Origin of the sequence: Qipengyuania sp. Mu-71 (assembly GCF_036867055.1) — a bacterium.
Classification (GTDB): Bacteria; Pseudomonadota; Alphaproteobacteria; order Sphingomonadales; family Sphingomonadaceae; genus Qipengyuania; species Qipengyuania profunda.
Genome location: NZ_JBAJHR010000002.1, coordinates 568,041 through 577,766, shown reverse-complemented (window position 1 = coordinate 577,766; position 9,726 = coordinate 568,041). Strand labels below are relative to the sequence as shown.

12 protein-coding genes are annotated in these 9,726 nt (G+C 60.3%); 5 read left to right on the top strand and 7 right to left on the bottom strand.

Features of this window, described 5'->3' with window-relative positions; all coding sequences use genetic code 11:
• Positions 1–187 precede the first annotated feature (187 nt).
• Positions 188–1,492, top strand: a complete 1,305-nt coding sequence (locus tag V6B15_RS14760; RefSeq protein WP_063504980.1) for a site-specific integrase — start codon at positions 188–190, stop codon at positions 1,490–1,492.
• Positions 1,493–1,576: 84 nt separating this feature from the next.
• Here the strand turns inward: V6B15_RS14760 and V6B15_RS14755 are convergent, their stop codons facing one another.
• The 6 genes from V6B15_RS14755 to trbB form a co-directional block, all read right to left on the bottom strand.
• Positions 1,577–1,810, bottom strand: a complete 234-nt coding sequence (locus V6B15_RS14755) for a DUF2274 domain-containing protein (RefSeq protein ID WP_063504979.1) — start codon at positions 1,808–1,810, stop codon at positions 1,577–1,579.
• Positions 1,807–2,982: a TrbI/VirB10 family protein gene (locus V6B15_RS14750; RefSeq protein ID WP_063504978.1), complete on the bottom strand. Its 1,176-nt coding sequence runs from the start codon at positions 2,980–2,982 to the stop codon at positions 1,807–1,809. Before V6B15_RS14750 ends, V6B15_RS14755 begins: the two co-directional genes overlap by 4 nt.
• Entirely contained in the window at positions 2,979–3,824 is an 846-nt protein-coding gene (gene trbG / locus V6B15_RS14745) for a P-type conjugative transfer protein TrbG (protein WP_442969034.1), read from the bottom strand. Before trbG ends, V6B15_RS14750 begins: the two co-directional genes overlap by 4 nt.
• A gap of 100 nt (positions 3,825–3,924) precedes the next feature.
• Positions 3,925–4,200 carry a VirB3 family type IV secretion system protein gene (locus tag V6B15_RS14735; RefSeq protein ID WP_050599507.1) on the bottom strand — a complete coding sequence of 92 codons (276 nt, stop codon included), beginning with the start codon at positions 4,198–4,200 and terminating at the stop codon, positions 3,925–3,927.
• The gene (locus V6B15_RS14730; RefSeq protein WP_442969035.1) at positions 4,200–4,529 is read right to left on the bottom strand and encodes a TrbC/VirB2 family protein; all 330 of its coding nucleotides are present in this window, start codon (positions 4,527–4,529) and stop codon (positions 4,200–4,202) included. Before V6B15_RS14730 ends, V6B15_RS14735 begins: the two co-directional genes overlap by 1 nt.
• Positions 4,529–5,509: a P-type conjugative transfer ATPase TrbB gene (gene trbB / locus V6B15_RS14725; protein ID WP_050599509.1), complete on the bottom strand. Its 981-nt coding sequence runs from the start codon at positions 5,507–5,509 to the stop codon at positions 4,529–4,531. Before trbB ends, V6B15_RS14730 begins: the two co-directional genes overlap by 1 nt.
• A 318-nt stretch (positions 5,510–5,827) precedes the next feature.
• On the opposite strand from trbB, the gene V6B15_RS14720 reads away from it, so the two are divergent.
• From V6B15_RS14720 to V6B15_RS14705, 4 genes are all read left to right on the top strand, one after another.
• Complete coding sequence (locus tag V6B15_RS14720; RefSeq protein ID WP_063504975.1) at positions 5,828–6,451, top strand: type IV toxin-antitoxin system AbiEi family antitoxin domain-containing protein; 624 nt, start codon at positions 5,828–5,830, stop codon at positions 6,449–6,451.
• A complete protein-coding gene (locus tag V6B15_RS14715; RefSeq protein ID WP_050599511.1) occupies positions 6,444–7,310 on the top strand; it encodes a nucleotidyl transferase AbiEii/AbiGii toxin family protein in 867 nt (288 codons plus the stop codon). Before V6B15_RS14720 ends, V6B15_RS14715 begins: the two co-directional genes overlap by 8 nt.
• A 276-nt stretch (positions 7,311–7,586) precedes the next feature.
• Positions 7,587–8,309, top strand: coding sequence for a cytochrome c oxidase assembly protein (locus V6B15_RS14710; protein ID WP_063512440.1), 723 nt, complete (start codon positions 7,587–7,589; stop codon positions 8,307–8,309).
• Complete coding sequence (locus tag V6B15_RS14705; protein ID WP_050599076.1) at positions 8,306–8,956, top strand: cytochrome b; 651 nt, start codon at positions 8,306–8,308, stop codon at positions 8,954–8,956. The genes V6B15_RS14710 and V6B15_RS14705 overlap by 4 nt, the downstream gene beginning before the upstream one ends.
• Here the strand turns inward: V6B15_RS14705 and V6B15_RS14700 are convergent.
• On the bottom strand, positions 8,880–9,581 hold the full coding sequence (locus V6B15_RS14700) for a c-type cytochrome (protein WP_320181088.1): 702 nt from the start codon (positions 9,579–9,581) through the stop codon (positions 8,880–8,882). The genes V6B15_RS14705 and V6B15_RS14700 overlap by 77 nt on opposite strands.
• Positions 9,582–9,726 lie beyond the last annotated feature (145 nt).

Sequence of the window (9,726 nt, the reverse complement as noted above, 5' to 3'; positions counted from 1 at the left end):
ACTTCCCAGTCGCCTTTTCTATGCTTTTCGATTCTACGCCAAAATGCCCTCAAATATCTGATATCTTGATTATTTTTTGAGTTCGGCTACGCTAGGCTTTTCCAGAGGTGACCGGCGATTTCCGTTCCCGTGGTCACCCGGTGGTCACCCCGACACCCAAGGTTGGGGTCGCTTGACGGAGCATAAAATGGCGAGTCCCAAGTCGATTTTGATCACAAAGCGTTTGCTTGATGCGACGGCGCCAAGATCTAGGCGCTATGAGATCTGGGACAGTCAGATTTCGGGTTTCGGGGTGCGAGTAGGCCCAAGCGGGATCAAGACTTTCGTTGTTCGCTACCGGGCCGAAGGCGGCGGCCGCTCGGCACCCAAACGCTTCGTGTCGATCGGTCGATTTGGTGCGCTGACTGTCGAGCAGGCACGAAAGCGCGCCAAGGAGGTTCTTGCAGCAGCAGCTCTTGGTGCCGACCCTGCGGCCGAACGCAATGCCAAGCGCCTTGAACTGAAGATCGCCGGGCTGGTCGATCTCTATGAAGAAGAAGGATGCTATATCCAGCGCGGGCTACGGCAGGGCGAGCCGATGAAACCTTTGACCAAGAAACACACGATTGGTCGCTTGCGTCATCACGTGGTTCGCCTGCTCGGTCATAAGCGGATCAACGAACTGACCGCTGGCGATATCGAACGTTTCTTCCGCGATGTCGAGCAGGGCAAGTCACGTAAGGACCAGAAGATCGGCCACCGAAAACGTATTGTCGTGCGCGGCGGTCCCGGTGCTGCCCGAAAAGCATTTCGGGACCTTTCCGCCATGTACAGCTTCGCAGTCCGACGAGGACTGGTCGATTCGAACCCTTGCGAGAAAGCCGTGGTCAAGAAAACCGACGGTCGAAGGACGCGTTTTCTGTCACTCGCCGAAATCAGGAAGCTCGGCGAAGCTTGTGACAAGCTAGAGGAAGAGGGCTTTAATCCGAAGGCTCTCAACATCACCCGCATGTGGATCCTGACCGGCTGTCGACGCCAGGAGATCGTCGAGCTTAAATGGGACGAAGTAGACTTCGAGCGTGGATTGCTGGTGCTGGCCGACAGCAAGACCGGGCAATCGACCCGGCCACTTTCAGGGGCGGCACTCGGATTGATCAGGACGATCTCAAGAAACGATGACAGCAAATATGTATTCCCGGCGGACTCCGGGGAAGGCTACTTTCAGGGAACCAAAAAACTATGGCCAAAGATCGTTGCCAAGGCCGGTCTCAAGAACGTGACGCCGCACACACTGCGCCATACCATGGGTGCCATCGCCACTTCGAGTGGCGAAGCCCTCGCTATGACTGGCGCTATCCTCGGCCACGCCAATATGCGCTCGACCATGATTTATGCCCACATCGATTATGATCCGGCCAAAGAGGCCGCCGACCGGGTAGGCGCTACTCTCTCAGCGGCGCTGGGCAGATCAGTGGAGCCCGCCAGCGAACGATCGCCAAAGACAATTGGCTGAGCAGTTGCTCTTCGCAATTGAGTGGCCCGCTTTGAGTCGCAGAGAGACAGCCCACCCACCGAAAATCTCGACGCGAGACTACTGCTAAACCTCTGCTCGCTTTGCGGCACGACGTGCCTTCGCAAAGTCACGGTCGGTAGCCACGAAACGCTCGAGCATGGGCGCAATGAGTTGCTCCGGTGGAGGAGCATCCCTTTCGTTCCCCCCATTCAACACGACACCATACGCGACAAGGTCACTATGCAAGCGCGCAGAAATCTCGATCGGCAGTTTGACTGGTTTGACGTCGGTAATGTCGGAGAGTTTGAGCCGGGTCACCGTACCTGCTCCATGATAATATCACGCGTCACCAGCACCCGTACCGGGTAGCCCGGGCGGATGGTGAGCGTCGGACGAATATCGAGCTCGCGCGAGACGATCTGCTCCCCTGCACGGTTGACGGTGTCCTGGCTGCCCCGGCGAAGCGCGCGAACGAGATCGCTGTCACCGCCCAATCCGAGTTCGCTGCCGATGCCGAGCAGGGTTGAGACAAGAGTAGCCTTGACCACCCCGCCCCAGTGATAGTCGACGCCGTCCTCGAGCCCGGCATAGCCTGAAGGGTCGGTGGCGGGCTGGCGTTCAAGAACCAGCGAGCGCCCGTCAGGCAGGATCAGGCGATTCCATGCCAGAAGCACGCGGCGCTGCCCGAAGCCGACATCGGACGCATAATCGCCGATCAGGCGTGCGCCCTGGGGAATAAGCAGAATCCGCTCTGTGAGGCTGTCATAGACATTCTGCGTGACTTGCGCGGTCACAAGGCCGGGCTGGTCTGACCGGACGCCGGTGATAAGTGCGGCAGGAATGACCGAGCCCGCCTGAAGCACTGCATCCGTCGGCGCCGCGGCGACCTGCTGCAATGCAGAGGTGCGCCGATCGGCCGGGCGTTCGAGGAAAGCGGGCGCAGATCCCACGGCATCGGCCCGGCTCACAAGCTGCCCTGCGTTCGAATTGGCTGTGGGCGATGCATCGGTGCTTGAAACCGCCGTAGCGCCCGCAAAGAAGAGCCCGCTGGCCCGCGCCACTTCGCGCTCCTGCTCGATGCGCTGACGCGCTGCCTCTGCGGGACTTATTCCCTGCGTCTGCGGCACAGCGGGCTGCGATCCGACTGGTGGAAGCGCAGCGACAGCTCCGCGATCCTGGGCATTGAGGATGGGCTCGCCGAGATCGCCGGGAAGCGGCGGGCCGAGACGCGGTACCTGCGAATAGTCGCTCGGGCCCGAAGCAAGACCGTCGGCGACCGCCACTGTTTCGGTTCCAAACAGCTCATCCGGCCCTGCCTCCGAGACCGGTTGCAGGGCGTAAATCAACGCGCCGCCAACCAGTGTCAGAGCAGCGGCGCTGGCGATGCCGATGGCTTTGCGCGAGAGGCGGACGACGCGCGGTCCCTCTCCGCGTAAACGAACGATGGATTCAGCATCACTAGGCCGGTCCGGTTCGGCTTCACTGTTCATGACCGGCCCCACGCCCGATTGGTGATTTTGACCCGAACCTGCCTGCGCCTGGCGCCGAGCCGCAGTTCGGCCTTCTCGAACAGGCGGTCTACAATCAGGTAGCGGCCCGAAACGCGGTAATTGACCAGCTCCGCCTGCCCATCCTCGCCGATAACGAAGAACGGCGGCATCTCGCCTTGCGCAATATCGGGCGGAAACTCGATCAGGGTGCGCTGCCCGTCATCGAATATCCGCACCGGTCGCCAGTCGGGCCTATCGCCCGAAATCCGGTAGTCGAAATTGAGATTCTCGAGCGCAAATCCGCTTGCAACCGGCGCGGCGCGCGCTCCGTCTTCTTCGGCCCGGCGAAGAGCGATCAATTCGTCTGCCGGATAGCTCCAGCTGACCGACGCCATATAGACACTGGGGTTCGCCCGCAGTTCGACATGATAGGTTCGCCGATCGGTGTTGATCACGAGATTGGTCGCAATATCGGGCCGGGTGGGTTTGACGAGGATGTGGACGCGCGCCGTCGCGCCCGTCCCGCTCAGCGTATCGCCGATCATCCAGCGTACCGTATCGCCGGCAGCAACCGGTCCGGGACCGACGAGCTTTTCGCCCTCCTGCAATGCGATATCGGTCACCTGCGCGTTCGCGCTCGACCAGCGCAGAAGCAGGATCGGGAAAATCGCATGCAGGATAGTCCTGCGCAGGTCGGCGCACTGCCTCCGCGAAGAGCGCCCAGCCCGAGCCAAGGCGGCGCAGCACACTGTTGAGCCGTGCGGTCGTTGCAACCAGCTCAGCAGGCGTTGCGCTATCGAGATCAGGTCCCCGGAAGCGCGCGGTGCGCTGGAAACTGCCATCCTTGTTGAGCAGCACGCCGGGACCGATCAGGGCCGCCCAGGGCAGGAAGTCCGCCAGCCGTTCGGCCTTGTTTCGATATTCACGCAAGCTCAGCATGGCTTAGACCTGCAGATGCGCGGGGAAGCGCAAGTGCCGCCGGGCGACATCCACGAATTGCGGGTCGCGCCGCGCCGCCCACATCGCGGCCATATGGCCCAGCGCGAGGAAGGCTATCCCTGCGATCCACAATTGCAGACCGAGCCCGATAGCTCCTGCAAGTGTCGCATTGGCAATCGCGAGCCCGCGCGGCGCACCGCCCAGCAGGATATGCTCGGTCAGTGCCCGGTGGACGGGAACGGCGAAGCCTGGCGGCAATCCAGTTGAACCGGCGCCCATCAGACGAGCGCTCCGCCGCCGAACGAAAAGAAGGAGAGGAAAAACGAGGAAGCTGCAAAGGCAATCGACAGGCCGAAGACAATCTGCACCAAGCGCCGGAAGCCGCCCGATGTATCGCCGAAAGCGAGAGCGAGACCGGTCGCAATGATGATGATCACCGCAACGATCTTGGCGACCGGCCCCTGGATCGATTCCAGGATCGCCTGCAGCGGCGCTTCCCATGGCATCGACGAGCCGGCGGCATGGGCCGGCGCGGCAAGCGTAAGTGCGACAACACCGGCAAGAGCGATAGCGGAAAGGCGCGATCGCGCCCGCGACAGAATAATCATCATGAAGGGTCTCCTTGGGTATGGGGAAGAGGGACGAGGACGTATTCGCCCGAAGCATCGAGAGCGCGGACCTTGGCCAGTTCGGCGAGCCGCCGTCCGGCGCCATCACGGACCAGCACAGCGATGACGTCGATGGTCTCGGCGATGAGCGCGCGCGGTACGGTCACCACGCTTTCCTGAATGAGCTGTTCGAGCCGCCGCAGCGTGCCGAGCGCAGAGCCTGCGTGGATTGTGCCGATCCCGCCTGGATGACCCGTTCCCCAGGCCTTGAGCAGATCGAGCGCTTCAGCGCCGCGCACTTCACCGATGGGAATGCGATCGGGTCGCAGACGCAGCGCCGAGCGGACCAGATCGGACAGAGTTGCAACGCCATCCTTGGTCCGCAGCGAGACGAGATTGGGCGCGGCACATTGCAGTTCGCGCGTGTCCTCGATCAAGACAACCCGGTCGGGACTCGATGAGATTTCGGCGAGTAAAGCATTGGTAAGCGTCGTCTTGCCGGTCGATGTGCCGCCCGCGACCAGGATGTTCTTTCGCTCCGCAACCGCAGCGCCAAGCGCCTCGGCCTGCCATGCATCCATGATTCCCGCCGAGACATAGTCGGCGAGCGTGAAGACGGCGACAGCAGGCTTGCGGATGGCAAAGCTCGGCGCGGCGACCACCGGTGGCAGAAGACCTTCAAAGCGTTCGCCGCCATCGGGAAGCTCTGCCGAGACGCGCGGAGCTCCAGTATGCACCTCGGCGCCGACATGATGGGCAACGAGCCGGATGATCCGCTCTCCGTCGGCGGCGCTCATCAGGCAGTCGGTCGCGGCAAGGCCTTCGCCCAGCCGGTCGACCCACAGACGACCATCGGGATTGAGCATCACTTCGATCACCGCAGGCTCTTCAAGCCAGCGTGCGATCTCGCAGCCAAGCGCCGTGCGCAGCATGCGCGCGCCGCGCGACAATGCCTCGGACCGGATCGGAATAACGCTCATGAATTGCCTCGAATTGCGGCAACCGACCACCGGCTGCACTCGCGAGGCAGATCAAAAGGACATCAAAATGCTGTCAGGCAACAGGAATTTGCGCGAAGCGTAGAGTAGAGTGAAATTGGCCGGAAAGGGCGGTGCGAATCCAGCAGGCACGGTTCTCGTGTCGATGCCGCCCTCGTTTGCTGGGTTGTGAATTTCTCGTGTTTGCCCCCAATGGCGCCTGCTCATGGTATCTTAGGCGTTCCCGATTTTCGGAGACCCTTCACCGTGACTTGTCACAAAACCTCTGATAGGGGCATGTCGAGTGCAAGGATTTGTGACATGAAGGCGGCGACCCAACCCACACAACGTGAGATCATGCGCGGGCTCTTTGCGCAGCAACCGATCCTGCGCGCGCGCGAGCTGCGCGAAGCGGGTGTCGATGGAAAAACCATAGCCCGGGCGGTCGACGATGGAGAGATCAACCGCATCTCGCGCGGGCTCTACCAGACCGCCGACGCAGACATCGATGCCGACCAATCGCTCGCTGAAATTGCAAAACGCATCCCCAATGGCGTGATCGCCATGTTCTCAGCGCTCGCCTTTCATGAACTGACCGATCAGATGCCGCGCAAAGTGTGGGTTGCTATCGGCAGCAGCGACTGGTCTCCCGCCCCCTCCTATCCCCCTACACGCACTGTTCGATTTAGCGATTCCTATCACCAGCAAGGGATCGAGCATCACAAGGTCTCCGGCGTATCCGTTCCGATATATTCTGTGCCGAAGACGCTTGCCGATATGTTTCGAAACCCAAAGCTCGTCGATCGATCAGTCGCAATTGAGGGACTGAGGGCCGCGCTTGAACAGCGCAAGGCCACACCGGCTGAAATCTCTCAGGCCGCGATTGAAGGCGGAGCCTGGAGCACGATGAAGCCTTATCTCGAGGCGCTGACCTCGAATGGGTGAGAAGCCCATCAATCTGGCAAAATCGGTCAAAGACCGGCTGCTCAACATCGCACGTGCGAACGGCCGGGTGTTTGAAGTTGTCCTCGTTCGCTTTGCGCTCGAACGCCTGCTTTATCGCCTGTCGCAGTCCGCCCATCGTGATCGATTCGTCCTCAAAGGCGGAATGCTGGTTACCGTCTGGCTGGAAAGCGAAAGCCGCGAAACCCGCGATGCCGACTTCCTGGGTCATGGCGATGAAGGCCCCAAGCAACTCGTTGCGGACTTTCGGGAGATCATGAGCATCGCGGTTGAGGATGGCATAGAATTCGATCTCGACGCTCTGAAAGCCAATCCCATCAGAGAAGAGATGGAATATGGTGGGACGAGGCTCAAGACCTTCGCCTATCTCGAGCGAACGAGGATCCCGGTCACCATCGACATCGGATTTGGTGACGCCCTTGCCCACCCATCCCATGAACTCACCTACCCGACATTGCTCGATCTTCCACCGCCCGACATTCGCGCCTATCCGCCTGCCACAGTGATAGCCGAGAAATTTCAGGCGATGGTTCAGCTGGGCATCGCGAACGGACGTATGAAGGATTATTACGACCTCTGGGCGATGCCCCAGGCCCTCGACGTCTCGGACGACGAGCTCGACGCTGCCATAGCGGCGACATTCGCACGCAGAGGAACTGAGATTCCAATCGATCGCCCGCCCGGCCTGTCGGAAGAGATGGCGCAGGATGGTACCAAGCAAGGCCAATGGGCCGCATACGCCGAGTCAATCGACCTGGAAAAAGTCAGCCTTGAGGAAGTGATCGAAACCATCTGGTCGATGGTCGGATCCGCTTGCAAGCGGATCGCGCAATCGAAGTAGCTTGTATGGTTTGTCCGCTGTTGGGCCGGTAGCGGACTGTCGGCTTCAGACGCGATTGTAGCCAAAGCCGACCTTCACCTGGCTCACGGGTATGATCAGAGCGAATGCGGTTCACCGATTATGGCCTACCTACATGCTCTCGGGACCCTAAATTCTGTCCGAGCGTCTTTCATCCTAGATTGCGATCGCTTTCTGCTCATTGCGTCGGTTTGCAGGACACCAATGACTGTTGTGAGCATGCAATTGCTGATCTAACCACACGCTCACGGGAGACGGATGCTGCACGATTGGTTGCCCTATTGCGGAAAAGCTCCAGATCCTGGGGGCTGGTTAACCAATTGGAATTTCGCACCCGAATTGGTCGCCTGCCTTCTGGTCGTGGTAGGGGGCGCATATTGGCAACGCGAAAGTCTGAGAGCCACGCCGACATACGCAATCCTGATCGTCTTCTGCCTTCTCTACATCAGCCCCTTCTGCGCGCTCGGATCCGCATTGTTCACAGTTCGCATCATCCACGATGTCATACTCGCAGCGGTCTTCGCCCCACTGCTCATTGCGGCCTTTCGGCTCGAGGACAAGAGCTTGCCCGGGACGTTGACCGTATGGACTGCGGTACATGCCATCACCTTCCTGGCCTGGCATGCACCTCCATTGTACGAACTCGCGATGCGTAGCGACGCGGTTTTCTGGCTCATGCAAATCAGCATTGTCGCCACGGCAGCAGCATGGTGGGTCAAGGTCATTCGATCGCCGTCTCCAGCTGCCGCGACAGGGCTGTTGGCGACGATGGTCGCAATGGGGGCACTTGGCGCGCTACTTACCTTTGCGCACCGTGCGTATTATGCCCCACATTGGCTAACGACCCGCTTGTGGGGTCTCTCGCCAATAGAGGATCAGCAGATTGCGGGTATCATTATGTGGGCCCCCGCGAGCCTGGTCTATCTAATCGCTGCATTGACGATACTCTATCGATCGCTTGGTAACAGAGCGGCTGCATGAGGCTTCATGACCTGATCCGAAGATGGGCGGTCAGTTATACCGAGCATGGAAAGTATTCTCCGGTCGGTGTCTGGTTTCACTGGATAATGGCAGGGTTGGTTCTCTTTCAGCTCGGCTCAGGCTGGATGATGTTGCGCTATCCCGTCGGGGCAAGCAAGCTTGCCACCTACGAATTGCATAGCGAGCTGGGGCTGACCATCCTGTTCCTCGCCATCTTAAGGTTTGGCTGGCGCCTTTTTGTCCCCGATCCGGTCAACGACGCCGATGCGCCAGGCTGGCAGAGCACGGCAGCACATATCACACAGTACCTTTTCTATGGCCTGTTCGCGCTACTTCCGCTGAGCGGATGGGCGATGTGGTCGGCGATACAGCCGGTGCAGCCTCTGCGGCTTGCCGGATTGGTCGCTATACCCCCGATGCCCTTTCATACACTCTCCCCAGCGTGGCAGTATCAGGTACTCGACTGGGCGGAGAGCCTTCATGTGCTAGGCGTTATCGGCCTCGCATTGCTGGTGCCGCTGCATGTCATTGCGGCATTGAAACACCATTTCTGGGATCGCGATGATACAGTCAGGGGCATTCTTCCGGAAATCCGAGACGACGAGACGGCTCCGGACCATACGCAATATACGCCGCGAGTGGGCTAATTTCGCTCTCTTGCAGCTTGCTGGCCGCATCGTGCATGACGTTTAGTGCATCGCCGTATCGCTCACCGTTGCGCCAGCGGCGCAATTGTTCGGCGTGGTACTCAGCGCTTTGACCGATCAGGGGTGGGTTGCCGCCACCCGAGCCCAGACCGGTTTCCCCATGGCAAGATGCGCAGGACGATAGAGCGCGTTCGGGTAAGCCTGCATGGTAGATCTCGTATGCTTTCGCAATTTCGCACGAGGGTTCAGTCAAAGTCGTGCTTCCCTCCATGCCCTCGGGAAAGTCCATGGCCGCGTAATAGGCTGACACAGCCAACCGCTCCTCGGAATTTAGACGGCCTGCAAGCCAAGTCATTTGGGGATGGCTACGTTGGCCGTCCGCGTAAAAGCCCAGCTGCCGCACAAGATATCCCGTATCCATGCCCGCTATTCTCGGCACCAACGCTCCGTCGCCGCCGCCGTCCAGCCCATGACAAGTGTGGCAAGCGGCCTGCGGACCCGCGTCCCCGCCTGATAAGGCAATCAATTCGCCGGTGTCGTCGAATGGATCGTCGATCGGGGCAGGAGTGCATGACGCCAGCGCCATAGCAAAGGCGGCGACGGACAGGTTAGAGCGGAAAAGCATCGTCTGGCGGGAACGAAGCATGCAATTGTCCGGTTCCCATGGGAATGGGGAGTGTGGAGCATCGGAATTGGAAAGCCATCGTGGCCGGCGTAGCCTTAGCCGCTTGTGCAGCGCTTGCCGCATGCAAGGACCCGGTCGAGACGCG

What these genes read in the sequence shown, in the direction of transcription:
- V6B15_RS14760 (WP_063504980.1), top strand. Translation starts at nt 188, where the DNA reads ATGGCGAGTCCCAAGTCGATTTTGATCACAAAGCGTTTGCTTGATGCG.
- V6B15_RS14750 (WP_063504978.1), bottom strand. Translation starts at nt 2,982, where the DNA reads ATGAACAGTGAAGCCGAACCGGACCGGCCTAGTGATGCTGAATCCATC.
- trbG (WP_442969034.1), bottom strand. Translation starts at nt 3,824, where the DNA reads ATGGCAGTTTCCAGCGCACCGCGCGCTTCCGGGGACCTGATCTCGATA.
- V6B15_RS14735 (WP_050599507.1), bottom strand. Translation starts at nt 4,200, where the DNA reads ATGGGCGCCGGTTCAACTGGATTGCCGCCAGGCTTCGCCGTTCCCGTC.
- V6B15_RS14730 (WP_442969035.1), bottom strand. Translation starts at nt 4,529, where the DNA reads ATGATTATTCTGTCGCGGGCGCGATCGCGCCTTTCCGCTATCGCTCTT.
- trbB (WP_050599509.1), bottom strand. Translation starts at nt 5,509, where the DNA reads ATGAGCGTTATTCCGATCCGGTCCGAGGCATTGTCGCGCGGCGCGCGC.
- V6B15_RS14720 (WP_063504975.1), top strand. Translation starts at nt 5,828, where the DNA reads ATGAAGGCGGCGACCCAACCCACACAACGTGAGATCATGCGCGGGCTC.
- V6B15_RS14715 (WP_050599511.1), top strand. Translation starts at nt 6,444, where the DNA reads ATGGGTGAGAAGCCCATCAATCTGGCAAAATCGGTCAAAGACCGGCTG.
- V6B15_RS14710 (WP_063512440.1), top strand. Translation starts at nt 7,587, where the DNA reads ATGCTGCACGATTGGTTGCCCTATTGCGGAAAAGCTCCAGATCCTGGG.
- V6B15_RS14705 (WP_050599076.1), top strand. Translation starts at nt 8,306, where the DNA reads ATGAGGCTTCATGACCTGATCCGAAGATGGGCGGTCAGTTATACCGAG.
- V6B15_RS14700 (WP_320181088.1), bottom strand. Translation starts at nt 9,581, where the DNA reads ATGCTTTTCCGCTCTAACCTGTCCGTCGCCGCCTTTGCTATGGCGCTG.